The sequence below is a fragment of the Rhodoferax sp. GW821-FHT07G04 genome, assembly GCF_059418585.1.
Genome location: NZ_JBWKQD010000002.1, coordinates 1,101,545 through 1,126,435, shown reverse-complemented (window position 1 = coordinate 1,126,435; position 24,891 = coordinate 1,101,545). Strand labels below are relative to the sequence as shown.

21 protein-coding genes are annotated in these 24,891 nt (G+C 57.0%); 16 read left to right on the top strand and 5 right to left on the bottom strand.

Features of this window, described 5'->3' with window-relative positions:
* Positions 1-1,212: a hypothetical protein gene (locus AC07OO_RS14310; RefSeq protein WP_495082765.1), complete on the top strand. Its 1,212-nt coding sequence runs from the start codon at positions 1-3 to the stop codon at positions 1,210-1,212.
* Positions 1,213-1,423: 211 nt separating this feature from the next.
* Positions 1,424-3,187, top strand: a complete 1,764-nt coding sequence (locus AC07OO_RS14305; RefSeq protein ID WP_495082764.1) for a sialidase family protein — start codon at positions 1,424-1,426, stop codon at positions 3,185-3,187.
* Between the two features lie 58 nt (positions 3,188-3,245).
* On the opposite strand, the gene AC07OO_RS14300 is transcribed toward AC07OO_RS14305, so the two are convergent.
* Complete coding sequence (locus tag AC07OO_RS14300; protein ID WP_495082763.1) at positions 3,246-5,624, bottom strand: tetratricopeptide repeat protein; 2,379 nt, start codon at positions 5,622-5,624, stop codon at positions 3,246-3,248.
* A 346-nt stretch (positions 5,625-5,970) separates the two neighbouring features.
* Entirely contained in the window at positions 5,971-8,847 is a 2,877-nt protein-coding gene (locus AC07OO_RS14295) for a glycosyltransferase (protein ID WP_495082762.1), read from the bottom strand.
* Between the two features lie 130 nt (positions 8,848-8,977).
* Between AC07OO_RS14295 and rfbG the strand changes: the two genes are divergently transcribed.
* Positions 8,978-10,135: a CDP-glucose 4,6-dehydratase gene (gene rfbG / locus AC07OO_RS14290; RefSeq protein WP_495082761.1), complete on the top strand. Its 1,158-nt coding sequence runs from the start codon at positions 8,978-8,980 to the stop codon at positions 10,133-10,135.
* Here rfbG and AC07OO_RS14285 read toward each other — a convergent pair.
* A complete protein-coding gene (locus AC07OO_RS14285) occupies positions 10,113-11,111 on the bottom strand; it encodes a glycosyltransferase family 2 protein (protein WP_495082760.1) in 999 nt (332 codons plus the stop codon). The two genes, rfbG and AC07OO_RS14285, sit on opposite strands and share 23 nt — an antisense overlap.
* On the bottom strand, positions 11,108-11,917 hold the full coding sequence (locus AC07OO_RS14280; protein WP_495082759.1) for an O-methyltransferase: 810 nt from the start codon (positions 11,915-11,917) through the stop codon (positions 11,108-11,110). Before AC07OO_RS14280 ends, AC07OO_RS14285 begins: the two co-directional genes overlap by 4 nt.
* A gap of 111 nt (positions 11,918-12,028) precedes the next feature.
* On the opposite strand from AC07OO_RS14280, the gene AC07OO_RS14275 reads away from it, so the two are divergent.
* The 10 genes from AC07OO_RS14275 to AC07OO_RS14230 are packed head-to-tail and all read left to right on the top strand — an operon-like array spanning position 12,029 to position 22,232.
* On the top strand, positions 12,029-13,477 hold the full coding sequence (locus AC07OO_RS14275) for a GNAT family N-acetyltransferase (protein WP_495082758.1): 1,449 nt from the start codon (positions 12,029-12,031) through the stop codon (positions 13,475-13,477).
* A gap of 24 nt (positions 13,478-13,501) precedes the next feature.
* The gene (locus AC07OO_RS14270) at positions 13,502-14,758 is read left to right on the top strand and encodes an oligosaccharide flippase family protein (protein WP_495082757.1); all 1,257 of its coding nucleotides are present in this window, start codon (positions 13,502-13,504) and stop codon (positions 14,756-14,758) included.
* Positions 14,748-15,764: a class I SAM-dependent methyltransferase gene (locus AC07OO_RS14265; RefSeq protein ID WP_495082756.1), complete on the top strand. Its 1,017-nt coding sequence runs from the start codon at positions 14,748-14,750 to the stop codon at positions 15,762-15,764. Before AC07OO_RS14270 ends, AC07OO_RS14265 begins: the two co-directional genes overlap by 11 nt.
* Positions 15,761-16,636 (top strand): glycosyltransferase family 2 protein, encoded by an 876-nt coding sequence (locus AC07OO_RS14260; RefSeq protein ID WP_495082755.1) that lies wholly within the window; start codon positions 15,761-15,763, stop codon positions 16,634-16,636. The genes AC07OO_RS14265 and AC07OO_RS14260 overlap by 4 nt, the downstream gene beginning before the upstream one ends.
* Complete coding sequence (locus AC07OO_RS14255; protein WP_495082754.1) at positions 16,633-17,460, top strand: glycosyltransferase family 2 protein; 828 nt, start codon at positions 16,633-16,635, stop codon at positions 17,458-17,460. Before AC07OO_RS14260 ends, AC07OO_RS14255 begins: the two co-directional genes overlap by 4 nt.
* Positions 17,461-17,495: 35 nt before the next feature.
* On the top strand, positions 17,496-18,392 hold the full coding sequence (locus AC07OO_RS14250; protein ID WP_495082753.1) for a glycosyltransferase: 897 nt from the start codon (positions 17,496-17,498) through the stop codon (positions 18,390-18,392).
* A gap of 2 nt (positions 18,393-18,394) precedes the next feature.
* Positions 18,395-19,357 carry an NAD-dependent epimerase/dehydratase family protein gene (locus AC07OO_RS14245; RefSeq protein WP_495082752.1) on the top strand — a complete coding sequence of 321 codons (963 nt, stop codon included), beginning with the start codon at positions 18,395-18,397 and terminating at the stop codon, positions 19,355-19,357.
* Between the two features lie 18 nt (positions 19,358-19,375).
* Entirely contained in the window at positions 19,376-19,936 is a 561-nt protein-coding gene (locus AC07OO_RS14240; RefSeq protein WP_495082751.1) for a sugar transferase, read from the top strand.
* A gap of 20 nt (positions 19,937-19,956) precedes the next feature.
* A complete protein-coding gene (locus AC07OO_RS14235) occupies positions 19,957-20,319 on the top strand; it encodes an H-NS histone family protein (protein WP_495082750.1) in 363 nt (120 codons plus the stop codon).
* Between the two features lie 26 nt (positions 20,320-20,345).
* Entirely contained in the window at positions 20,346-22,232 is a 1,887-nt protein-coding gene (locus AC07OO_RS14230) for a polysaccharide biosynthesis protein (RefSeq protein WP_495082749.1), read from the top strand.
* 10 nt (positions 22,233-22,242) lie between these two features.
* Here AC07OO_RS14230 and rsmI read toward each other — a convergent pair whose 3' ends face one another.
* Positions 22,243-23,157 carry a 16S rRNA (cytidine(1402)-2'-O)-methyltransferase gene (gene rsmI, locus AC07OO_RS14225; RefSeq protein WP_495082748.1) on the bottom strand — a complete coding sequence of 305 codons (915 nt, stop codon included), beginning with the start codon at positions 23,155-23,157 and terminating at the stop codon, positions 22,243-22,245.
* On the opposite strand from rsmI, the gene AC07OO_RS14220 reads away from it, so the two are divergent.
* The 3 genes from AC07OO_RS14220 to AC07OO_RS14210 all read left to right on the top strand — a co-directional run bounded on the left by AC07OO_RS14220 (position 23,158) and on the right by AC07OO_RS14210 (position 24,882).
* Positions 23,158-23,562: a YraN family protein gene (locus AC07OO_RS14220; RefSeq protein WP_495082747.1), complete on the top strand. Its 405-nt coding sequence runs from the start codon at positions 23,158-23,160 to the stop codon at positions 23,560-23,562.
* Between the two features lie 85 nt (positions 23,563-23,647).
* On the top strand, positions 23,648-24,247 hold the full coding sequence (locus tag AC07OO_RS14215; protein WP_495082746.1) for a phosphoheptose isomerase: 600 nt from the start codon (positions 23,648-23,650) through the stop codon (positions 24,245-24,247).
* Entirely contained in the window at positions 24,244-24,882 is a 639-nt protein-coding gene (locus AC07OO_RS14210; protein ID WP_495082745.1) for a BON domain-containing protein, read from the top strand. Before AC07OO_RS14215 ends, AC07OO_RS14210 begins: the two co-directional genes overlap by 4 nt.
* The last annotated feature ends 9 nt before the right edge of the window (positions 24,883-24,891 follow it).

Below are 24,891 nucleotides of genomic sequence, written 5' to 3'. Positions count from 1 at the left end.
TTGTTGTTTCTGTGTTGCATTAAAGGCACAGAGACACAAAAAGCCACACAAATCGCTTGGAATGTCTTTGACCTTGCTAATGTTCTTTTGTACATTGGCACCATGCGTCAGGGAACTGGCCATCCGGCAGAGCAACTACAAGTTTTTTTGACCGGTTTAGTCAATCCATGTACAATGGATTTCGTTAGTGCAAATGGTAGTACACTGGCGTTGGTGAGAAATTGCCATGCTAGGTGTATGAATTATTTTATTTTGGCCAAAATAGGAAACGTAAACATGAAAAAAACTTTTCAAAAGACTCTGATCGCTGCTGCCGCTGGCGTGGCTCTGATGTCTGCTGTCGGTACTGCTAGCGCGAACTCGCTGCTGTTCCCATACTTCACTACAGCTACTGGCGCTCAGAGCGTTTTGAGCTTGTCCAACACTGGTACAGCACCCGCTACTGAAGTTATCCACTATGTGTACAACTACGGCACATCTTGCACCCACTTCGATGCAAACGGTTCTTTGACAGCTAACGACATCTTGTCGCACTCCATCGCTGCTACTACCGTTGGTGGTTTCGGTAAGGTTGTGTCTACCGATACATCCACACCCGTGTACTTCCCATTGTCCGGCCAAGAAGGTTTCTTGGTTGTTTCGACCCGTACATCTGCAACGACCGATGGTCTGCGCGGTAGCATGGCCATCGTTGACCCAGCTTCTGGCTTGGTTGTTTCCTACGCCGGTATTGACAATGCCTTGGATTCATCTGGTGCTGGTGAAGGTAACTTCTCTGCTATCGTTGACCTGAGCTTCCCATTGACTTCCCTGCCCTCCGCTGTGGTGACTACATCTTGGTATGGTGTGGTGGTCGGTAACATGAATGCTGATATCGTTGCTGGCCGTAACTGGAATCCAGGCGTTAAATTCACGAACGTTGGATCTGGCGTTTGGAACAACGACGAAAGCCTGATCTCTGGTACAACTAGCAAGACCATTACTTGCGCTGGCCCCATCTCCGCGACTGACCTGATGACTTCTGCTCAAGCAGCTGCTGTTGGTGGTAATGGTAGTTTGGTCAAGGCAACTGGTGTTGCAGTGGCTCCTACAGCTCCTTCGACAGGTACCGCTACTGGCGCTATCATGATGAAGATGCAAACCGTGTTGCCAGCAGTTGGCGCACCTTTCGCTGGCAAGAAGTTCCTGCACCGCGAACAAGCTGGTCTGTAATCAACCAGCAGCTTCTTTTTCTGACGGGCTTGCCCTTGGTGGCGAGCTCTTTAGAGAAGAGGATAAAAAGGCCCCGCTTGCGGGGCCTTTTTTTGTTCCGGCTAGGGATGGATCGTGCGTGGTTTGTATCGAGAGCAGCGTCCCGGCTCCGTATGGTTTTTGATTGCGATGCTACACTGCGTCGCCCATTCAATCGTTGAGAAAATTCTGTATGAAACGTCCTTTACTCCTCATCGTGTCGCTATCTTCCATCAGTTTGTTAACGGCGTGTGCTGCGAGCTTTTCTGATATGGCTATGCCGGTGCTTGCACAAGTGGATGACGTCGCCACTGGCGTTTACCAGACTCGCCCTGCACTGATCGAAGTAGATGGAAAGGTTGCAGTGCTGCATTCCACAAAACAAGATCGAGTAGTCTTGCAGATCGGTGGCCAAACACAATCTCTGGATGAGACGGCGCGTGTCAAACAAGGTGGCAGCTACTTTCAGCTCAACAAGGTGGAGCAAAAACTGGCAGCCACGTGGTGGTCGCACCAAGATGGCAAAAACATCTATTTCACTTCGTCGGCCGATGGTGGTAAGAAGTTCTCACCAGTCAGCATGGTTAACGCGGAGCATGGCGTGCTGACGCCGTACAGCTTGGTGTCAGGGCCTAGGGGAGAGCTTGGCATGATTTACCACGACGAGCGCTTGCCTAACTACCAGACCTATTTCAATCGCTCCACAGACTTTGGGCTCAACTGGAGCACGCAAGACCAGCGCTTGGACAGGCCGCCGTCAGATGGCAGGTCTAGTTATGCACGCGAGCCACAAATAGTCCAGTCAGGGGCAGCTTGGCTTGGTGCCTGGACAGAACTGGTGAACGTTGATGGAAAGGCATCTTACCAAGTCGTAAGCCGTTTCAGCGAAGATGCGGGTCAAACTTGGTCGCAGCCAGCAGTGCTGTATACAGCCGATCACGATATTTCGTCCTTGATCGCCAAGGCGAGTGGGAAAAATGTCGTGCTGGCTGCCGATGAGCTCCAGCGTGGAGTGTTTGCCCTTTCTTCCCAAGATGGAGGGAAGACTTGGCAATCTTTGGGTCATGTAGCGGGGACTGATGGCGTAAGCAACAGCGGTATTGATATGGCAGTTGCAGGAGGTCGCGCACATTTGACATGGATGCAAGACCGTTCAGGGGAGAAAACGCATGTGCTTCAAGCTACCGCAGATTTGATGCAGAACAAATGGATGACTCCTGCTCAGCGGCTGGATGTAAAAGCCGTCGAAAACACCCGCTCTATTTCGCCGGTTATTCTGGCAACACAGCGGGGTTCGTTGGTCGCGGCATGGGTTGACTTTCGCGATATCCGCCCCAATGTCTACTTGTCGGCATCCTATGACCAGGGATTGAAGTGGTCCGCTCCCAAACCGTTGAACACACCGGGCGAACTCTGGCTTGGGTGGCCACAGCTGATCAACTTTGCAGATCAAGCAGCGATAGGGTACGAGGTCTACCCTGCCGACAAACCTACGGCAGGTAAATTCGTTGTGAAGCAACTGCTGGTTGGGGATGCCAACAATAGCTTGCCAGGGCAGCGGGAGTTTCCTGCAATGACCGATGTGGAGCGCAGAGCGAAGCTAGAGCGTCGCGTAAAAGAACTATGGGATGCTCGGATAGCTGGGGATTACGACAAAGCCTACGATATGTTTGACTTTGTCTATAAGGCGCAAATGCCAAAGAAGCTCTACCTCGACCAGGCGGGAGTGATCACCTATCTGCAATCCGCAGTTGACAAAATTGAGATCAAAGGCAACGAGGCCTTCGTCAATATGAAGCTCAGATATGAAATGAAGCCAACGATGACTCCATTTTCTGTGAAACCCATTGTGGTTTCCCCTGTGGACGTCGAAAGCCCCAACACCTGGGTCTGGGTTCAAAATGATTGGTTCTTGGTTTACGCACCAAGTTTTGAACCGCAACCGCTGAAGTACTAGCAGGCGTCCTCGCGGATTTGTTTTGGAAATAAATCTGCGAGGCTGGCAGTTGTGCGTATCAGTGCGAGGCGCCGGCCTTCTGCACCCAAAATTGGTACATCCTTGCAAAAGTGTCTGGATTTGCAGTTTCAAAAGCATGCCAGTTATCCAGATTGGTGCGCGATTTGTCCTGCGGGAACATAGTCTCGTACTGTCGTCTAATGGCTGGCTCAATGCTAAAGCTGATAAACGCAAGGCCTAGCATTTTGAGCGTCTCTTGGATTTGCGGTACCGTGAATCGATGTTCCTGAACGTGGAAGAGCAAATCCCTGCACTCGCTCATTCCAAAGAAGTCGGCGAACGACAAAACGCCGGGGAACTGCTGGCCTCGCTCGGCCGACATCAAGTCCTGACGGCACCGGCGAATGTCTGCAGGATTTGGTCTATAGCCCTGCTGCGCAATAAAGGTGCGCGCGGCGACCACATCTCGCCGCGCCAATTCGCTGTAAAAGCCAAGCCGCATAAATCCACCTGGTCGCAACAGGCCCAGCAATACACGCCATCCCGCCACAGGATCCGCAAGGTGATGCAGGACTCCAACCGACTCAATAACGTCAAATCGCTGAACGATTGACCCTAACTCCATGATGTCAGCCTGCGCGTATTCGATATTTTCAACCCCGCCCAGCTCAGCCGTTTTGCGCTTGGCATAGGACAGACTCGACAAACTGAGGTCAACGGCTAAAATTTTGGAATTGGGGAATAGCAGTGCGGTATCGATGGCCTGCTGGCCCGTGCCGGATCCTGCTATCAATATGTCCTGACCGTCACCTTTTGGTGATGCCTGAATCGGTGCTTCGGGAAATTGTTGACGCAGATATCGGACCACCGATTTCGCGCCCCCGGCGTTTGAAGTGCTCATCCACCGGGGGTAGGGGTTTTCCTCATACTGCTGCTGCACCCGCAAAGACACTTCGTCGGTAAGTGAGGTTAACCGAGGAATGTGCGGGCGGTAAGCTTGCTCCTGTGAGGGCTCCTCGATCTGCTGCTTCAACAGTGCCTGAACTGGACTAGACCATGCCTCACTCAGCAAGACATGGGCATTCGCCACAGTGGTTAGTGGAAGGAAGGCGGCGATTGCGGCGAGACTTGAGTCGAGTATCGGCCTATGGGCCTTCAAATCCTCCTCCACTAGGCTGCGCAAGGTCTGAACTTGTTCTAGTTCCTCGTCAGTAGCCGAGAAGACATACTCGTTGATAAAGCATTGGCGGGCAATTCCACACAGCAGTGCCGTCTCCTCATTGTCAATAACGCTTCCGTCCAGGCAGCGCGCCAATAAGATGCGCCGGGTCATTGTCAAAAACCGCTCCATTTCGACGCTGCAAACTGGCATGCACTCCAAGATGGATCGCATTAGCGGATCGTTGGCGAGGGGGGGGACACCTGGCGTTCCAAAAAGCTCGCCGAGTGATAGGCGTTGAGGCCATGCCGCGTTGGCGCGATCAATGCTGGCTGAGATTGATGGATCCAATTTGACGATGCTGACCGCAGGCGCAAATAGCTGTGCCGGCCGCGCCCATGCTTCAGAAATAGCCTGGATGACTAGCGCACGGAAGGCCGGGCTGGCGTCGGTGAATTGCATGCGACACAGGCAGCGCGCGAAACCACGTTTGGCCTCAGTGCTCGCATTAGCGCTCAGTGCCGCGATATAGTTGGACATGGCGTCTTCGAACCTGCCCTGCTCCAAGAGAACTGCTGCAAGGCCACAATGCGCCTCCTGAGAACCGGGCATTAGGACGAGAGCCTGTCGGTAGTTGAGCATGGCCTCATCACCTTGGCCTTGAACTCGATGCGCCAGCCCACGGGCGCGGTAAAAATCGGCATTACCCGGCTGCAAAGCAATAGCGGTGTTGAAGCTAGTGATTGCACCTTCTATTTGTCCAAGCTCAAGCAATGCGGTGCCTCGGTTGTAGTAGGCGTCCGCATATTTCGGATTTGATGAGATCGCACGTTCGTAGCTTTCTACGGCTTGCTCATGCTGAAGAAGCTCAGCAAGCGCGACTCCTCGGTTGGCATGAGCGTCGGCGTAGTCAGGCTTCATGCGAATGGCTCTGTCATAACTTACGATAGCTGCTGAGATGTGCCCAAGCTTAAGTTGTGCATTGCCCAAATTGCAATGGAAGGCGGCTTGGCCCATATCGAGCCTTATAGCTCGCCCGATCAAATCCACCGCAAGTTGATAGTTACCCATCTGGAATGCGATTACCCCTTGCAGATGCAACGCATGGAAGTGTTTTGGCTGGGCCTTGATAATCTGCTCGTACAACAACTGCGCTTGCACCAGCTGACCGTGTTGATGGAGCTGCACAGCTTGCTGAAAACTCGCCGCGATCATTTTGTCTATTGCTTGCTGGCCGCCAGTATTTCGGGGGGGGTAGTGAATTTGCATGGTGTCCATCAATCATTTGCTGATGCTCTTAGCCAGTCAGCGCATATAGAGATACCTGAGGGATACACCTGTATTGTGACCTAGCTTGCGATAGCGAAAAATACGCGAACGCCGCTACCCAATAAGCACCGAGCTTTGCGTGTCTGCCCGCTGTCAGTGGCAGACCGCGGGGCTTGAACAAAGTGCTTCAACCCAAGTGTGAATCAAATAGGCTGTGTCCGGTGCGAAGGCAGAATGAAACGGCCAATCGAGCAAGGACTGCAAGAAATTCGAAGAAGGTTCGCCTCGTCCGGGAGCAACTCCGGCAGATCGGGACGGGAGTGCACTACGAGCTTAAGGTTGGTACCGCCCGAGGTCATCGCAACAAAGAAAAGTCCGCCGTCGCAGTGTCGAGCAAAGGATGGTAGGCAGGGTCGCGAAGCAACCAGTGGGCATACTGAGGGCCGTAGCGGTTCATGAAAATCTGCCGCTGCAAGACAGATTGCGCATTGGCCTCGGCCAGGGTGGAGGATTGGGACGAACTGGTCCAGGTGGAACTGGGACACCAAACTAAGCGGAAGCCAACATTACGCAGCCGCAAGCACCATGCCACGGCTCCTATAGGACTAATTCCCAGGGCGGTATCAAACTCCCCATGGTCGGTGAATACTTGCTTGCGGAGTACCAAACAGTCCGCGGCGAGTGCCGACAGCTCTTGCGCCAAGAACGCGCGCCCCATGTAGCCGTGATTTCCATTGGACAACCCCTTGTGCAAAACCGATGCAATGCTGGTTTGGTCTAGGATCAAACCGCCTGAGATCAGCCGGCCGTTCGAATCGCGCACTGTGCCGGCTGCGGCACCGGTCTTCTCCTCCATCACATAGCCGACTAGTTCTGCCAGCGCGTCTGGGTTTGAAGGGCAAACGTCCGAGCGCACCAGTGCCACCATCCTGCCTTGTGCGGAGCGGATGGCCGCATTGATAGTGGCCGGATTGTTCGGACACTTCAAAACTTCGGTGATGTTGAAGTCGGCTTCAGATGACCAAGAAGGTATATCGCCCAACTCAGTGCTGTCACTTTCATACACCAATACCACTGTGAGTGTGTCCTTCGGGGTCGCGGCTTCGCGGACGCAGCGGTAGTTCAAACTAGGCATCCGCTCAACTTTGGCCGTGCTACCAATACGCACTAAGTGATCCTGCAATGCACATTGGGCGGCGTCCAATGCATATGGCTTGGATTCAATATTCAATGCCGTGCTGCTTTCGATTGCGCGCCAATGGTAGAGTACGCGCGGAATGTGAAGAATTTGAGAGGCATCAATTCTCTCAATGCAACGCAAAGCCAGATCGTAGTCTTGGGATCCCTCCAATCCGACTCTGAAGCCACCTACATCGCGCACCAATTGGGTACGGTAGACGCCAAGGTGGCTGATCATATTGTGGCCAAGGAAGAGGGTGTAATTCCAGTCCGACTTGAAGTAGGCGTCAAAGCGCTCACCTTGCCCATTCAATTTATCTTCATCGGAATAGACGATTTGTACGTCGGGCGCGCGTACTGCCGTCTCAGCGACCCAGTACAGGGCGTCGCGCGGTAAAACGTCGTCGTTGTCCATCAACGCAATGAATTCCCCCGTTGCCAACTCCAAGGCGCTATTGGACGCACGCGAGATATGCCCATTGACATCGCGACGGACGATCTTGATGCGCTTATCCAGTAAGGACAAGCGTTGCAACAACAACCAAACTTCTGGATTGGTCGATGCATCATCGGCGATACAAAGCTCCCAATGGGGATAAATCTGGCGCTTGATGGACGCGATGGCGGCATCGAGCAAATCCAAAGGAGGGTTGTAGACCGGCATCACGATGGAGATTAGAGGGCGGCGATCCCACGTGGATGTCGCTGCTCCCAACTTCTCCAATTCCGTGTCTGAGAGGGCATCGCGGGTGCGCGCCCATTCGCGGTAGGAGTATCCATGCGAAGGTGTAGTTGCTTGCAATGGCCATAATCGACGTAAAACTCCGGGTGGCCCTTCCTTGAACAAGATCAACGGGAATCGCCCCGCCCGGCCCCAAAAGCTGTTGAATGCAATGGCTTTTGCCTGGGTGGCAAGCCAGCGTAATGGGCCCGTCATGCGCCAGAACCGGCTGTTCAGAACGGCCAAACGCACGCCCTCGCTCTGTGCCAGATCGGCGCTGGTCTTGATCAGGCGTTGAGATAGCGATTCACTGATGCGCTGCAGTTGTTCGATGTTGGACGACTGCTCTGTAATACACGAGGCTTGGTCGGCAATGAATGCATTCTGCTCCGAGATGGTGGACTGCTGATCGACCACCGCCAGCTCAACCTGCGCCAACTTTTGGTGGGTCTCGTTCAGGCGCGTTTCCATGTCGGGATGGGTCCAAACGCGTTGCATGATCTGTGCAATCTGCTGCTGCGTCCAATAGGGCTCCCATTTCTCGTAAATCCGCCCCGTTGCATTGCCTTCGGGGCCCGCATCGGTGTGCACTCCGGAACTCTCGTGGATGCGGTAGACGGCGCTCACGCCGGGCAGGTGCACCATGGGCCCCAGCTTGGCGATTTGCAGCCAGAAGTCCCAGTCTTCCAGTCGGTCCAACTCCTCGTCAAACCGGCATCCCTTGGCGAGTACCTCGGCGCGGAAGAGAACGGCGTGGATAGGCGTCAGATTGCCAGCGATCTGGCGAATGGGGTCGAATGGCAAGTCAAAGGTCTGTCCTTTGGGGTTGCCATCCGCATCGACCAGTCCTATGCCGGTATAGACCGCGTGTGTCTGCGGCATTTTTTCGAGCACTTCGGCCAAGCGGGCGATGTGGCCAGGCATCATCCAGTCGTCATCGTCCAGGAAAATGAAAAAATTTCCTTGTGCCGCCGCCATGGCCCGGTTCGCCGCCGCGCTGCGCAAGACAGCTTGGTCGGTCGAAATCAAGCGCAGCGGGAACTTGCCGCAGCGGCCATCAAGCGTTCTATGGTTGGGGCGCACGGCGAGCACCACCACCTCAATGTTTTCATACGTTTGCAAGGCGACCGAATCCAGAGCCTGCGCCAATAATGCGCGGTCCATGCTGCGGATGAGAATGGAAACCAGGGGTGCCGTCTTCGCAGTTGCAGGCGGTGCGGCCCCCTCGATAATGGCTAGGGGGGAGGGGAGATCGGATTCCACGGGATTCTGGTAAAAGAAGTGAACAAAGACGCCCACCGTTCCTGGGTGGAGGCTGCTGGCGTCAATCATACCGAATGCGTCCGCTCGAGGAAAGAAAACGATTTGCTATCAATGTGGTAGCTATTAATTCAATGGCGACGAGGGCTGGAAGAAATATTGTCGAGCTACCTTGCTAAATAAACCTATTATGGGTATTTTCATGGTGAATGTTGACGCAGGTGATGGGTTTTGGTCCGGCAAGCGCGTGCTGGTAACAGGGCATACCGGCTTCAAAGGCAGTTGGCTAAGCTACTGGCTGCATCTGTTGGGTGCCCAAGTCTGCGGTTATGCGCAGGCCCCGGCGACCGTTCCCAGCTTGTTTGGTCTGCTGGATCTTGCGGAGCTAGTCCGCTCGCACCTAGGAGAGATAGCCGATGCCAAAGCCCTTGGCGACCTGGTAGCCGATTTCCAGCCTGAGATCGTGTTCCATCTGGCTGCACAGGCCCAGGTCGGCCCCTCATATGCACAACCACTGCCCACGTTTTCAACGAACGTCATGGGCGCGGTGGCACTGCTGGAAGCGGTGCGCCACAACCCTTCGGTTCGTGTATGCCAAATCGTGACCAGTGACAAGTGTTATGCCCAGCCTGGGGCAGGCATGCCTTTTGTGGAAAGCGATGCGCTGGGTGGCCATGACCCCTATAGCGCGAGCAAAGCTGCAGTCGAAATTGTTGTGGCCTCTTATCGGGACTCGTTCTTCACGTCGAACGAAGCATGCAGCCTAGCGACGGTGCGGGCGGGCAATGCCCTGGGAGGAGGAGACTGGTCGGGGCATAGACTGATGCCCAATAGCGTGCGCGCTTTGATGGCGGGGCGGCCGATTCCCTTGACGCAACCGGAGGCTCTCAGGCCATGGCAGTACGTTTTGGAGCCGCTGTCGGGTTACTTGACGTTGGCGCAGCACCAGTACCACCATCCTCGGGTGTTCTCAGAAGCATGGAATTTCGGGCCATCAAGCCATTCGGTGGTCTCCGTGCAGGAGCTCGCACGGCGTGTCATAGACGCCTGGGGTGGCGGTAGCCTAGAGTGGACGGCCCCGCATGCATCGCAGCCACAGGAGCCTTGTCTGAGAATTTCTGCCGAGAAGGCGCAACACCGCTTGGGCTGGCTGGCAACGTTCGATCTGGATCGCACGGTCCTTGCCACCATCCATAGCTACCGTGCGCTATACCGCGCCATGGAGGAGCAGGAGTCTGCGCAACGTATACGGGCCCTGTGTGCGCAAGACATTGCTGCCTATTCGCAAGCCGCGCGCGACAAGGGGCTTGCCTGGGCCGGTGGCTGTGCGCCTCTGCCTACAGGCGGGGCAAATGGCTAAAGACGCGCTGCAACAAGGGGTACCAGCGCGCAAAGCGCTGAGGGTTGCTCATGCATGCAAAGGCCAATGCCCGCTTCAGGGCGGTACGCCCCGGCGGCAACTGGGACAAGGCATTGAAGCGCCGCATCAGAGCCAGCGATTTGATGCACTGTTCCCAACGCTGGTGCGGCATGTGTCGCAGGTACTCGGCTTTGGCGCTGGCATAAAAACGGGGTGCGATGATGTCCCGCACGTAATAGCGCACCAAGTGGGGATCATCGGGGTAGTCGGCCAATAGCTTCTGCGCGAAGATTTCCCGGCTGATCCACATGCGTTCCGAAAATGAGCTGCTGGTGGCATGCCGACGGTAGCGCAGCAAGGATTCGGGTAAGAACACGTTGAGCCAACCTGCGCGGAACAGCCGCAGAAAAAGATCATCGTCTTCGTAACCCGAAAGGCGCTCATCAAAACCGCCTATGGCTTCAAAGGCTTCGCGACGTACCACGGCTGCCGAGGGAAAAATGAACATGTCGGACGACAGCATGTTTACCAGATTGGTCTTGGGATGCTCAACGTGGGGATTGAAGCTGCGCAAATTGCGTTGGCATACCTGGCGGCCAGTGGAATCGATTTCGTCAAGATCGCTGTATGTCCAGCCCACCCAGGCATCGACTTCCATGGGGGCTACCAGCTTTTCCAGGTGAGTGGGAAACCAAATATCGTCATGGTCCAGAAACGCCAGATACTTGCCCGTGGCATGGATGGCCGCGAGGTTGCGCGCCGCGGACTGGCGCTTGTTGTTCTGCGTCAAGACGACCTTGGGGAATGGGGTCGCCACACTTTGCAAGTATTCCAAGGACCCATCGGTGGACCCGTCGTCGACCAGCAGCAATTCCATAGGCCGCAAGGTCTGTGACAGAACGCTGCCGATGGATTCCTTCAGGTACTCCATGCCGTTGTAAACAGGCAGAATGACTGAGACAGTGGCCCCAGTCATGTTGCACGCCTATGAACAATACCGCAGCAGCCCATGATGCCCACAAACACAAAGTCAGGGTTTTGCATTAAATGGCTCACACCCTGGAATACGCCGTATACCGAGGGCTCGGTGCGATTCCGCTCGTCGTTGAAATCATGGAACACGGCATACCCTCCTGGCGCCAATAGCGTTGTCAACGCCTCACATGCCTGCAGAGTGGCTTCATAGCTGTGGTCATGGTCGATGAACACCAGCCCGAATTGTCGCTGCTGGGTGACAAGCCGCGGGAGATGCTCGGCGGCCGAGCCTGCGAGTCCGTGGTAATAAGAAGCCAGTTGCGCGGTCTGGATCGTGTTGTAGGTCTCTCGCTGAAAGTTGGAATCTATTTCTATGGCGGCAACACATGCGCGGCGACCGGAGTTGCGAATGGCGTGACCGAGGATGCTGGTGGATAGGCCCCAGGCTGAGCCCAACTCCAAAATATCGCCTTCGGCAAAATAAGCCAATTCATAGAGCAGCAGGGCATCTGCAGCGCGCAGAAACCCAGGGATCCCTGCGCATATCAGTGCGCCTTCAACAGGCAATTGGGCGATAGCGGTGTGGTGTTCATCGACCCATTTGCCGGAGCGTTCAAAGAAAGGGGAGTAGGGCGGGTGTTGCGATCCGAGTGTTTCTGGCGAAGGGAGGGCCTCTTGCGTGTGTCGTGCGAGTCCGGGTAGGCGCCGCGTGAAGCGCGGTTCTGGCCGAAGCCACGCAACAGCCCTTGCAATGCCATTCAGGGCTGTTCGCCAGAGCTTGTTTTGAAAAAATAGGTTGCCTATCACTGCTGCTCAGGGGAAGCGCGCGCTCACATATGAGAGGTTCGTGGGCTTCTATCCTTTAAACTTGCGCCTTTTGCTGGCGAAATGGTGATGCTTTGGAGTGAATCCCTCGTTATGCCCCACAGCGGTCTGACCCTCAACGGGGTGTTGACTGAAGCCTTGCCGGAGCCGCCCGCAAACTTGCTATTGCTGGGCGATTCTACAGAGGCATTGTGTGGCGAGCTGAAGGAGCGCGCTTACGCCGTCAGCACGGCCTCTCTTTCCACTCCGCCAGTGTTGGCGCAGTTCCCATCTGACACACGCCAGGCGGTCTACCAAGTAGACCTCGACTTGCCACAAGCCCAAGCGGTGCCGTTTGACGCCGTATTGGTCTTGGGGCTCTCCCCGCATATTCACCCCATGGCGTTGTTTGATCAATTGTCCAGCTGTGTGGCGCAGGACGGGCTGGTCCTTCTGATCGGGTGCGAGGTCGAGAACGTTCCTCCGCGCGTGACCCGATGGCTGGAGTATGTGGTTGCTATTGGCGGGCGGTGTGGTTTTAAGGTCGTGGACTTGGAAGCCCAATCGTCCCTCGCTGGCAGCGGCAGCTTTGTATGCGCTTTGCGCAAAACGACAACACCCCGCTGGCAGTTGCGGCACGTGCGCCCCGGCGACTTTGCAGAGGTGGGGGTGCTGTTTCAGGAGGTGTTTGGGCATCCGCTGACCCCAGAGTTGTGGGCCTGGAAATATGCTGAAGGCCGCGGCAATGCCGTTTCGGCCAGGCGCGAGGACGGTATGCTGGTTGCCCACTATGGAGGCATGTACCGGGAAATTCTTCTCTGCGGCAAGCCTGAGTGGGCCTATGGTGGCTGCGATGTCATGGTGCACCCCCAAGAGCGTGGTGTCATGACTCGGCAAGGGCCCTTTTTGTTGACAGCTGCCACAACGGCAGAAATTTATGGCCCGGTTGCCTACGGCTTCCCCAACGAGCGTGCCATGCTGGTTGCCGAAAAAATGGGCCTCTATACCAAGGCGGGTCGGATGGCTGCCGTCCGTTGGACGCCTGCTGCGTTGCGGCCGCGCTTGCACACACGGGTCCGGTCCTTGGCGAAAGGTCAGGACCAAGACCGGGTGCTGGTTGAGTCACTATGGAAGGCCATGGCGGGTGATCTGCGTGAAGGCGTCGTGGGTGTTAGGGACTGGAAATACATTGAGCACCGCTACTTCAATCATCCGCACAACGACTACGAGGTGTTGGCGGTTGTCTCGCGCTGGACCGGCAAACCTTTGGGGTTGATGGTACTTCGCCGCCTGGAGGACTCCTGCGAGCTGCTTGACGTAGTTGCACCACTTGCCAACCTGCCACTGGTTGTTGACCAGGCGCGCCGCATGACTGCGCGGTGGGCCTTGCCGCATCTGTACTGCTGGATCACAACCAACTACGCGCAGCACTTTGTAGCGTGTGATGGGAAGGACGAATTGCTCAACATCTATATTCCCACCAGTTGCTGGACCGATGATCCGCGTGTTGACATGTTGAAGGACAAGTGGTGGTTGACGTCAGGCGATGCCGATTTTCGGTAGGCCTAGCTGCCGTTCGAAAAATCTATGTCCCTGAAACGCAATGCCTTATGGAATCTGGCGGGCAGCGCTGTGCCATTGTTGGCAGGAGTAGCGCTGATACCCTACACGCTGAATCGCTTGGGGGGTGAAGCGTTTGGCGTCTTGACATTGATCTGGGGGTTGATTGGGTATTTCAGCTTGTTTGATTTGGGGGTCGGTCGGGCGCTAACGGTCAAACTCAGTCAGCACACGGCAGAAGATCGCTCCGCGGAGGTCGGCCCCACACTGAGAGCCGGCATAGTGCTGACAAGTGCCGCAGGCTTGTTGGGCGTGGTGGTGGTATGGCTGCTGGCGCCAAGCTTGGCTGAACACTGGCTCAAGATCAGCCCCGCGTTACAGGATGACGCGCGACAAGCATTTTTGACTGCCGCCGTGGGCGTACTGCCAACCACGTTGGCCAGCGGATTGCGCGGTGCGCTGGAGGGTTTGAACCGATTTGCGGCCTCCAATGTCAGCAGAATCGTGTTGGGGGTATGGATGTTTGCGCTGCCGGCATGGTCCGTGTTCGTCCATGGGCCACACCTGGGGACGATCACCATTTACTTGGTACTGGGGCGCTGCCTCGTGCTGGTTGCCATGGCTGTGCAATTGCGACACCAGCTCGTCATGGACGGCGTAGGCTTTGCACGGCGCCATCTGAAAGCACTATGGAGCTACGGTGTTTGGGTGACGGTGACGGGCATAGTCGGTCCTCTGATGGTGACCGGTGATCGCTTCTTCGTTAGTGCCGCGGTTGGTGCGGACCAATTGGCGCTGTATTCCATTCCGCAGGAGGGACTGCTGCGTTTGCTGTTGATACCTGCAGCATTGACGGCGGCCTTGCTCCCCCATCTCGCTGCGATGGGAGATACCGCATCCCTTTTGGCATACCGGCGGACCTATCGTAGGGTCAATCTGTCTATGCTGGTGGTGTCTGCCGCTGCGGCCTTGCTGGCCTACCCGGTCTTGTCGCTTTGGATATCGGCAGCGTTTGCCCATGATGCGCTTCCGATCGTCTGTATTCTGTGTGTGGGAGTCTGGGTCAATTCCATGGCTACGGTGCCTTTCACTTTGCTGCATGCAAAGGGAAATCCCCGCTTGACCGCCATCTTCCATATGGCAGAGTTGTTGTTGTACCTGTTTGCGTTGTGGATTCTGTCGGCCCATTTTGGGCTGATCGGTGCCGCATTGGCTTGGGTGGCCCGTGTCGTATTGGACTGGGCTTTGCTGCACTGCGCAGTACGGAGGCTGTATGGTGTTTGAATCGCCCTGGCCTATGGACGCTTTGGAGCCGGTGTCCAACTGCCCGTACTGTGGAGATTCGAAATGCAGTTTGGCGTACGAGGGCGTGCAGGATTGGGCGTTTGCTTGTTCGCCTGGGCGCTGGAGCTATTGGGATTGCAGCCGTTGCCGCGCACTCTATGTAAATCCACGCCCCAGTCCAGCTTCTATTGGTGCTGCGTATAAGCGGTACTACACCCATGCAGGGGATACGCCAAACACTCGCCTGGCATTACTCAAACAACGGCTGCGCAACGAACACTGGTCCCAAGCATTGCGGGTCACCATCACACCGCGCTTGAATCTTCCCCGCTGGGCAGCTTGGACGGTAACCTGGTTGAGGCCATGGGTCGCTGAGCCTTTTGGCTTGCGTCAGTGGGCGCAAGGGTCCAAAGGCTTGCTGATAGACGTGGGATGCGGCAACGGCGACAAACTGAAACTGGCAGCCCAATTGGGTTGGCAAACACGAGGGATTGAGTTGGATGCCTCGGCAGTTCAGACTGCGCAAGCGCAGGGTCTGCAGGTGGAGCAGGGGGGCTACGAATTGCTCGGCAACTACCTGGGGCAAGCCGACTGCGTGGTGTGTTCGCATGTGCTGGAACATGTACACGACCCTCTGCACCTGCTGCGCCTGTTGTGGGAGTCGCTGCGGCCCGGTGGTGTGCTGCTGCTCAGCGCTCCCAACGCGGCCAGCTTCCTGCGTCGCCACTATGGGGAGAATTGGCGTGGACTGGAAGCACCCAGGCACTTGGCCATACCAGACGGCACGTGGTTGATCCAGCATCTACGGGCTCAAGGTTTCGACTGCGCGCAAGTTCCGTCATTTCCCCTGGAGACTGCCGTCGAATCCGAACGCATCCGGCGGCGCGCCTTGGATACGCTTCCCATCGATATCCAGGCCGCCAAAGCGCTTTTGCATGCCAGGGCGCCTGCAAGCTTGGCAGAGCAAGATGTTGTGCAACTGGTGTGCACCAGGGCCGCCGCATGACATCTTTGCCCATGGCTCCATCAGCCAATAGCCCCACGCAGACCACAGTACGCGTCGCAATCGTCGTATTGAATTGGAACGGTTGGAAAGATACCCTGGCCTGCGTGGCCAGTCTGCAGGCATTGGACTATGGGGCTTTCCGCATTGTGCTGGTCGACAACGGCTCGACGGATGGGTCTGAAGATCAGCTCAGGAGGTCATTGCCTTCGGTGGATTTTTTGCAAACGGGCGCCAACCTGGGCTTTGGTGGCGGTTGCAATGCCGGCATTCAGCACGCATTGGCGGGTGGTGCGGAGTACATCTGGCTGGTCAATAGCGATGCAACAGTGGCCCCCGACGCGTTGTCGGCCTTGGTCCGGGTCGCTGAGCTGCGCAAAGATGTGGGCGCAGTGGGGTCTGTGCTGTATGACGCGGATGTACGGAGCCAAGTCCAGCTTTGGGGCGGCGGGCGCGTTAACCTGTGGCTCGGCCGTTCTAACCATCGCCTGACGCCCGGCCCTATCGACTTTGTCTCTGGTGCGTCGGTGCTGCTGCGCCGGGAGGTATTGGAGCAAGTCGGCTTGTTCGATACGGCGCGCTTCTTCATGTACTGGGAGGACACAGACCTGGGCTTTCGCATGCGCCGAGCGGGTTGGCAGTTGGCGGTTGCCGAAGGCTCCACCGTTTGGCACAAGCAATCCGCAAGCCTGGGCATGGGCAACCCATTGCTTGACGAATATGCAACGCGGTCTTGCACGCGCTTTCTCAGGCGCCATGCTCCGCTGCCTTTTGTGTCGACGCGCTTGATGCTGATTCGCATGGTGATTAAGCGCATCCTCGTGCGGCGCCCCGACCGTTTGCGAGCGGTGCTTCGCGGGTACCGCTCGGCATGACCGACTCCCCTCTACCGCAAGCTATGGCACTGGTTTCAGTGGTGATACCGTGCTACCGCTGCACTGCAACTGTAGAGCGCGCCGTGCAGTCGGTCGCGCAGCAGACTGTGCGCCCAATGGAATTGATCCTGGTGGACGATGCCAGTGGCGACGGTACGTGGGAATTGGTACAAGCCCTTCAAGTGCGCCATGGCCCTTGGGTCAAGACGATTGCGCTGCGTGCCAATGCCGGGGCGGCCTCCGCACGCAATGCGGGTTGGGATGCGGCCACACAGCCTTACATTGCTTTTTTGGATGCGGACGATGCATGGCACCCCCAGAAAATAGCCATTCAGTATGCCTACATGGCGCAGCATCCAGAGGTGGCGCTGTGTGGTCACCTGTACCGCGCATTGCCTGCGGATGCGGCTAGTTTGCCTGATTGGCCTGTAACGCTGCTGGGTGAACTGATTATCACTTGGCGGTCGCTACTGCTGCGGCACCAGTTCGTGACCCCATCTGTGATGCTGAAGCGTGAAATCAGCATGCGATTTTCTGCGGGCACGCGCTACATGGAGGACCACAGACTGTGGTTGGAAATTGTGGGTGCCCCCTTGCTCGCAGTGAAGCTGCAAATAGAGTTGGCTGCCGTATACAAGCCTGTATATGGCGCATCAGGTTTGAGCGCCAATATGTGGGGCATGGAACGGGCCGAATTGGCAAACTATCACTACTTTCATCGCAGAGGCAAGCTCAATTTACCGCAGTTATGGATTTTGCAATGCTATTCGTTGGTTAAATATATACGGCGATTACTCATCGTCCACTTTCTGAAACGAATGTGAACTGCATGCCACTCCCTCCAATATGCAAGCCTTCCGTGGCGGTTTGTCTGGCCGCCTACAACGGAATGCGGTATCTGCAACAGCAAACAGACTCCATTCTCACGCAAGCCGATGTTGCGGTGACACTGTTTGTCAGTGTTGATGTTTCGAGTGATGGTACGCAGGAATGGTTTGAGCAGTTGCAGGCAAAAGATTCGCGCGTTGTACTGCTGCCGTATGGGCAGAAATTCGGGGGTGCGGCCCGCAATTTCTTTCGATTATTGCGGGACATCGATTTTTCAGGGTTTGACTATATTGCCTTCGCCGATCAGGATGATTTGTGGCGTACAGAAAAATTAAATCGGGCGATTGCGTGCCTGCACGAGCGCGGTGCAGACGGGTACTCCAGCGATGTACTGGCTTTTTGGGAATCGGGACGATCGCGCTACATCAAAAAATCCTACCCCCAACAACAGTGGGACTACCTGTTTGAATCGGCCGGTCCTGGCTGCACCTTTGTTGTGACCCGTCCGTTGGTGCAGGCGTTACAAGACTTGTTGCGCAGGCAGACTGCACGCACTTGGGACGTGGGTTTGCACGATTGGTTTACCTATGCCTACGCGCGGACGAATGGATTCAAGTGGTTCATAGACAATTACGCCAGTCTTGAGTACCGGCAGCATGAGGGTAACCAGGTCGGTGCCAATGCCGGCGTGGCGGCCGTGCTGTGGCGGGCCAAACAAGTCCTCAATGGCTGGGGTTTGAATCAAGCGCGATTGATTGCCCAATTGGTGGGAGCAGATCGGCAGAGTTTTGTCCGTGCTTGGTGCCGGGGTGGGCGCTGGGCCATGCTGCTCCTTTGCCTGCAATCGGCCCGCTGCAGACGCAAGCCGGGGGACAGGGTTTGGTTTGCGCTATCGTGCCTGGCATTGGCTATTGTGGGTTGGAAGTAGATATGAGCGGTATTGTTGCGGTCACCGGGGCCAATGGTTTTGTCGGGCGTGCCCTGTGCATAGAGGCAGTCCAGCGTGGTCTTCGGGTTCGTGGCCTCACACGCTCTCCATGCATTCTGCCGCCGGGTGTTGAAAGTGTTGCGGTTGGCAATGTCGATGGCAAGACAGAATGGGAAGCAGCGCTGGCCGGTTGTGATGCCGTTGTCCATTTGGCTGCACGCGTGCACATCATGAACGACAAGTCCAAGGACCCTTTGGCCGAATTTCGACGCGTCAACACACTGGGTACCGAAAGGCTCGCGCAGGCTGCCATTGCGGCCGGTGTCCGGCGGCTCATCAATGTGAGTTCCATTGGTGTAAACGGTCCAAGCACCGAGGGAGAACTCAAATTCACGGACCAAGACACACCAGATCCTCATAACCCCTATTCCGTTTCCAAATGGGAGGCTGAGCAAATACTGCGCGGTATCCATCGGGAGGGGAGGCTTGAAGTTGTGACGGTGCGTCCGCCGCTGATTTACGGCCCGGGTGTCGGCGGCAATTTCTTGCGCTTACTGGGTGCCGTTCACCGCGGTATTCCCTTGCCGTTGGGCCTGACCCGCAATTTTCGGGATTTGCTATTTGTCGGCAATTTGGCGGACTTCCTCATCGTTTGTGCTTTTCATCCAGCGGCCAGCGGCCATACCTATTTGATCAGCGATGGAACACCGGTTTCTACGCATGCGTTGCTGCGCGGTTTGGCGCGGGCGCTGGGTGTGCAATCGCGCCTGTTCCCGGTGCCGCCGTTTCTGTTGCAAACGCTGGGTAATATGACGGGCTACACAGCCGAATTTGAGCGTCTGCTGAGCTCCTTGCGGGTAGACAGCACCAAGGTTTGCACTGAACTGGACTGGTTTCCCCCTTTTACCTTGCGCCAGGGACTACAAGCCACGGCTGATTGGTACAAGGCGGAACGGGGTAAATAGTATGAATATGTTAAATATATGAAGCGTTGCTTTGATCTAATGCTCGCCGCCATGGTGGCGGTCATATTGTTCCTGCCATGCACCATAGTAGCCGTGCTGGTCAAATTGAGCTCCCGGGGCCCTGTTTTATATTGGTCTGACAGGGTGGGGCGACACAATCGCATTTTTCAAATGCCAAAGTTTCGCAGCATGCGCGTGGGCACGCCTGCGGTTGCCACCCATTTGCTGGCCCGCCCTGAGGACCATCTGACACCCATTGGTGGTTTTTTGCGGAAATCCAGCTTGGATGAATTGCCCCAGCTATGGAGCATTATCAAAGGAGACATGAGCTTTGTCGGGCCGCGGCCGGCCCTATTCAATCAATACGATTTGATTGCACAGCGTACGGAATGCGGGGTGCACGCAATCATGCCCGGCTTAACAGGTTGGGCGCAAATCAATGGACGTGACGAATTACCCATACCGCAGAAAGTAGCCTTGGATAAGGAGTATCTGCAGCGCCAATCGTTGGCCTTCGATATCCAGATACTTTTTCGGACGGCGCTGAAGGTTATCATGCGCAGCGATGTAAGCCACTGACAATTGAATAGGAGTCGATTATGGGTAATTTGCTGGATATTCAAATGCAGATTGAGAAACTGCAAAAGCAAGCCGCCGAGATAAAGGATCGGGAGTTTGACAAAACGGTTCTGGACATAAAGGCCAAAATGCAGGCGTTTGGCATCACACTCAAAGATCTCCAGGCTCCGGCAGGCCGCAAGGCAGGGGCCAAAGCCAAGGCGGCCACAAAACCCAAAACATCTGGTGCCAAAAGGAAAGGCGCTGGCGCTGGTGCTGTTGTGGCGGCCAAATTCCGCGGCCCGAATGGTGAAACCTGGAGCGGCCGTGGATTGACGCCACGCTGGTTGTCCACTCTGGTGGCGCAGGGCCGAGCCAAAGACGAATTCGCGATCAAGAGCTGATCCATCCATCTAGGTAACGGAGTTCAATGCGGAGCAGAGTTCTAGGATGGTCACGCTCGGCCAAGCGGCTGGTCGTGGTGGCGTTGGATGTGTGCTTGGCCATGCTGGCAACCTGGCTGGCTTTCTCCCTCCGGCTGGATATCCTGCATTGGCCGGTTGACATGCAATGGTGGGTCTATGGGCTGACCCCGGTACTGTTTGTGCCGGTGTTCATCCGGTTCGGCCTGTACCGCGCCATCTTTCGGTATACCGGCCAAGCGGCCTTGATCGCTACGGCGCAGGCTACTTGCATTTATGCGGCGGTGTTGCTGGCATTGCTGATGGGCATGCAATGGCCGGGTGTACCGCGCAGCCTGGGCATCTTGCAGCCACTGATCTTTTTTCTGATGGTTGGCGCCAGCCGCGCATTTGCGCGCTTTTGGCTGGCGGGACTACGGCCTTTGGGTGGCGTGTCGGAGAGCCGCTTCCTGATCTACGGCGCAGGCATGGCGGGCGTGCAAACAGCTTCGGCCATGGGCGTTGCAGCACCTTTTGCGCTGGTGGGTTTTGTCGATGACGACCCTGCCAAGGTGGGGCGTAGCGTCAATGGCATACCGGTATTTGGGCCTTCCAGTATCGCAAGCCTGGTGCTGGAGCAGGGCGTCACCGACCTGCTATTGGCCATGCCCACTGCCACACGGGCACGGCGCAAGGCCATTATTGATGGCTTGCATGCGGTGCCCGTCCATGTGCGCACCTTGCCAGATTGGGCAGACCTGGCAAGCGGACGCGTCACCGTGCAGGACTTCAAGGAACTGGATATCGAAGACTTGTTGGGGCGCGATCCCGTCCCGCCCAATATAGACCTGCTGGCCCGCAACCTGGCTGGCAAAGTGGTGCTGGTTACGGGGGCCGGGGGCAGCATAGGCAGCGAACTGTGCCGGCAGATCCTCGCACAGCGTCCCCGCCAACTCTTGCTGTTCGACCACAGCGAATTCAATCTCTACACCGTTCACCATGAGTTGGTGGAGTCCGTGCAGTCCGTGGGATCGCCAGTGGAGTTGGTCCCGTTATTGGGCAGTGTGGCCAACTTGGCCCGTCTGCAAGAGGTGTGTCGCCTGTACAAACCCTGCACCGTCTACCACGCTGCTGCTTACAAGCATGTGCCCATCGTGGAATCCAACCCCGCAGTGGGCATGGACAACAACGTATTCGGGACCCTGAATATGGCCCAGGCTGCGGTAGACCACGGTGTTGCCAGCTTCGTGCTGGTATCCACTGATAAAGCAGTGCGGCCGACCAACATCATGGGCGCTAGTAAACGCATGGCGGAGCTGGTTTTGCAGGCACTGGCGGCGCAAGCGCCACAGTCTGGGGGCACCTGCTTCAGCATGGTGCGTTTCGGCAATGTGCTGGGCTCCAGCGGCAGCGTGGTGCCCCTGTTCCGCCGCCAACTGGCAGCGGGGGGGCCGTTGACGGTCACCCATGCCGATGTGACCCGCTATTTCATGACCATCCCCGAGGCGGCTCAACTGGTGTTGCAAGCGGGCGCCATGGCCACAGGGGGTGAAGTGTTTGTGCTGGACATGGGCGAGCCCGTGCGCATCATTGATCTGGCGCGCCGCATGGTGGAGCTGTCGGGCATGGTGGTGCGCGACGAGTCCACACCGGACGGGGATATCGCCATTGCCATTACCGGACTGCGTCCCGGTGAAAAGCTATATGAAGAGTTATTGATCGGCGACAACCCCACGCCCACGGCGCATCCACGTGTCATGAAGGCCCATGAACACTATTTGGAGTGGTCACAGCTGCAAGTCCAACTGCAGGCTTTGCGTGCAGGCATAGCCGCAGACAACACGGAGCAGATTCAGGCGGTTCTCAGAACCTGCGTACACGGTTACGTGGCGGGGTCTGACGTCTCCGAATCCTGAACACGCGCTCTCAGTCGGAACTCTCCGACTTCAGCGCAAGGGCCATTTCGTAGAGTGCATTGCGCGGCTCGCCGGTAATGTCAGCCGCCAACTTGACGGCGGTCTTCAATGGCAGCTGCTCCAGCAGCAGCTTCAAGATGCGCGTGTCTTGGGGCGCTTCACCTGCCTTGGCAACGGGGTGCAGGACCAAGGAAAATTCGCCGCGCAGACGGTTGGCGTCTGCCGCGAACCAGGCTGATAACGCACTGGCTTCGACCGTTGCAACTTCTTCAAACTGTTTGGTCAACTCGCGACCAACCGTCACAGCGCGGGTGCCCAAGCTCGCCAGCGCAAGCGCTGTGGCCTCCACCCGGTGTGGCGCTTCCAGTAGCACAACGGCCCGCATTTCGGTCGATAGGGCCTGCACTGCACGTTCCCGCTCGGCCGCCTTTGTGGGCAGAAAGCCGGCGAACACAAATCCGGTTTGCTCCTCCTCCGTACAGCCGGCCACCGATAGCAGGGTGGTAACGCTGCTGGGGCCTGGCAGGGGGATGGCGCGCAGGCCTTGTTGCTGCAGGGCTGCCACCAGGCGGGCGCCGGGGTCGCTGATGCCCGGCGTCCCTGCGTCGCTGACATAGGCCACGCGCTGGCCCTGGCGCAGATGGGCGATCACGACCTGCGCGGCCTGCGCTTCATTGTGCTGGTGCACAGCAATGAGTTGGGCTGCGCCTTTGTCGATGCCATAGGCGCGCAGCAGCGTCTGGGTATGGCGGGTATCTTCGCAGGCGATAGCATCCACCAGACCCAGCACATGCAGGGCACGCAGGCTGATGTCGGCGAGATTGCCAATCGGCGTTGCGACCACGTAGAGCGCTCCCTGCGGATAATGCTGCGCAGAAGCGGCCTCGGCTGAGGCGGCAAGGGCAGAGGAAAACAAAGCGCTCACATGGGATTCCTTTCTTCAAAACCTAAGGTGTCGCCCACAAGGGCAAGCGCCACGACCAAGCAATTAGGCGACAGCGCGGAGGATATGGCGCTACGTTACCTGCAACAACAGGGTTTGCGTCTGCTGGTGCGCAATTATCGAACGCCCGGCCGGGGCGGCGGTGAAATTGATTTGGTGATGCAGGCGCAGGACGGCACCCTGGTGTTTGTGGAGGTGCGCAAGCGCAGTTCGTTGCGCCAAGGAGGTGCGGCGGCCAGCATCACCAGCACCAAGCAACGCCGCATTGTTTTTGCGGCTCGCCACTACCTGTTGCGCTACCAAACCCTGCCGCCGTGTCGCTTTGATGTCGTGGTGATAGAGCCCGAGGGTGTGCAGTGGTTGCGTGCGGCGTTCGATGCCCAATAGGCTTTGTGTAACCCCGTGTAAGGCCCTCCACCGCGGGTATACGTCGGAGGCCAAGGGGAATTGCTGCGCGGTATCATAGTCGCCCATGCTTGAACAACGAATTCAACAACACTTCATTGACAGTGCGGACCTCAAATACCAGTCCGCCCTCGCGCTGAGCAAACCCATCGCAGCGGCCGTACAGGCCGTATTGACCTGTGTCACCAGTGGCGGCAAGGTACTGGCCTGCGGTAATGGCGGCTCCGCCGCCGATGCCCAACACTTCGCGGCCGAGTTTGTCGGCCGCTTTGAACGCGAGCGCCCCGAGCTTGGCGCCATTGCGCTGACGACCGACAGTTCCATCCTCACCGCCATTGCCAACGACTACGATTTCAACGTTGTCTTTTCTCGCCAAGTGCGGGCCTTGGGCATGCCAGGCGACGTGTTGCTGGCCATTTCCACCAGCGGCAATTCGGCCAACGTGATGGCGGCCATCGAAGCCGCGCATGCGCGCGAAATGGTGGTCGTGGGGCTGACAGGGCGTGGCGGCGGCAAGATGACGCAGATGCTGCGCGACACCGACGTACACATCTGCGTGCCGCATGACCGCACTGCACGCATCCAGGAAGTACACATATTGACCTTGCATTGCATCTGTGATGCGGTAGATGCCCAGCTTTTGGGCGAACAGGAAGTTTCCAAATGAAAATCTCTTTACGACGCGCTGGCCTGGTGCTGGCCTTGCTGGGTAGTAGCTTGGGCGGCTTGACGGCCTGCTTTCCATTGGCGGTGGGCGGTGCTGTCGTCACGGGCATGGTGGCCAGCGATCGGCGCACCACCGGAACCGTGGTCGAAGACGAGGGCATCGAGTTGCGCTCGGCCAGCCGCATCCGCGAGAACCTGGGTGATCGTGGCCATGTCAATGTCACCAGCTACAACCGCCAGGTCCTGCTGACCGGTGAAGTGGCGTCGGCACAGGACAAGCAATTGGTGGAACAGATCGTGTCGGGCGTGGACAATGTGCGCCACATCGTCAATGAATTGGCGGTGTTGGGTAATTCCACACTGACGCAGCGCTCGTCGGACTCTCTGGTGACGGGCCGTGTTAAGGCGGCGCTGGTGGATGCCAAGGATCTTTTCTCCACTGCTTTCAAGATCACCACCGAGCGTGGAACGGTTTACGTGATGGGCCGGGTCACCACACGCGAAGCCCAGCGCGCTACCGATTTGATCAGCGCTACCACCGGTGTTCAACGCGTGGTTCGCATTCTGGAGACCATCAGCGAAGACGAATTGGCGCGGATGTCGGCCACGCCACCGAAGGACCCACCCAAGGAATAACGCGGCATC

Bases quoted from the DNA above. Each gene is read 5' to 3' on its own strand.
- AC07OO_RS14305 (WP_495082764.1), top strand. From the start codon at position 1,424: ATGAAACGTCCTTTACTCCTCATCGTGTCGCTATCTTCCATCAGTTTG.
- AC07OO_RS14300 (WP_495082763.1), bottom strand. From the start codon at position 5,624: ATGGACACCATGCAAATTCACTACCCCCCCCGAAATACTGGCGGCCAG.
- AC07OO_RS14295 (WP_495082762.1), bottom strand. From the start codon at position 8,847: ATGATTGACGCCAGCAGCCTCCACCCAGGAACGGTGGGCGTCTTTGTT.
- rfbG (WP_495082761.1), top strand. From the start codon at position 8,978: ATGGTGAATGTTGACGCAGGTGATGGGTTTTGGTCCGGCAAGCGCGTG.
- AC07OO_RS14285 (WP_495082760.1), bottom strand. From the start codon at position 11,111: ATGACTGGGGCCACTGTCTCAGTCATTCTGCCTGTTTACAACGGCATG.
- AC07OO_RS14275 (WP_495082758.1), top strand. From the start codon at position 12,029: ATGCCCCACAGCGGTCTGACCCTCAACGGGGTGTTGACTGAAGCCTTG.
- AC07OO_RS14270 (WP_495082757.1), top strand. From the start codon at position 13,502: ATGTCCCTGAAACGCAATGCCTTATGGAATCTGGCGGGCAGCGCTGTG.
- AC07OO_RS14265 (WP_495082756.1), top strand. From the start codon at position 14,748: ATGGTGTTTGAATCGCCCTGGCCTATGGACGCTTTGGAGCCGGTGTCC.
- AC07OO_RS14260 (WP_495082755.1), top strand. From the start codon at position 15,761: ATGACATCTTTGCCCATGGCTCCATCAGCCAATAGCCCCACGCAGACC.
- AC07OO_RS14255 (WP_495082754.1), top strand. From the start codon at position 16,633: ATGACCGACTCCCCTCTACCGCAAGCTATGGCACTGGTTTCAGTGGTG.
- AC07OO_RS14245 (WP_495082752.1), top strand. From the start codon at position 18,395: ATGAGCGGTATTGTTGCGGTCACCGGGGCCAATGGTTTTGTCGGGCGT.
- AC07OO_RS14240 (WP_495082751.1), top strand. From the start codon at position 19,376: ATGAAGCGTTGCTTTGATCTAATGCTCGCCGCCATGGTGGCGGTCATA.
- AC07OO_RS14235 (WP_495082750.1), top strand. From the start codon at position 19,957: ATGGGTAATTTGCTGGATATTCAAATGCAGATTGAGAAACTGCAAAAG.
- AC07OO_RS14230 (WP_495082749.1), top strand. From the start codon at position 20,346: ATGCGGAGCAGAGTTCTAGGATGGTCACGCTCGGCCAAGCGGCTGGTC.
- AC07OO_RS14220 (WP_495082747.1), top strand. From the start codon at position 23,158: ATGGGATTCCTTTCTTCAAAACCTAAGGTGTCGCCCACAAGGGCAAGC.
- AC07OO_RS14215 (WP_495082746.1), top strand. From the start codon at position 23,648: ATGCTTGAACAACGAATTCAACAACACTTCATTGACAGTGCGGACCTC.
- AC07OO_RS14210 (WP_495082745.1), top strand. From the start codon at position 24,244: ATGAAAATCTCTTTACGACGCGCTGGCCTGGTGCTGGCCTTGCTGGGT.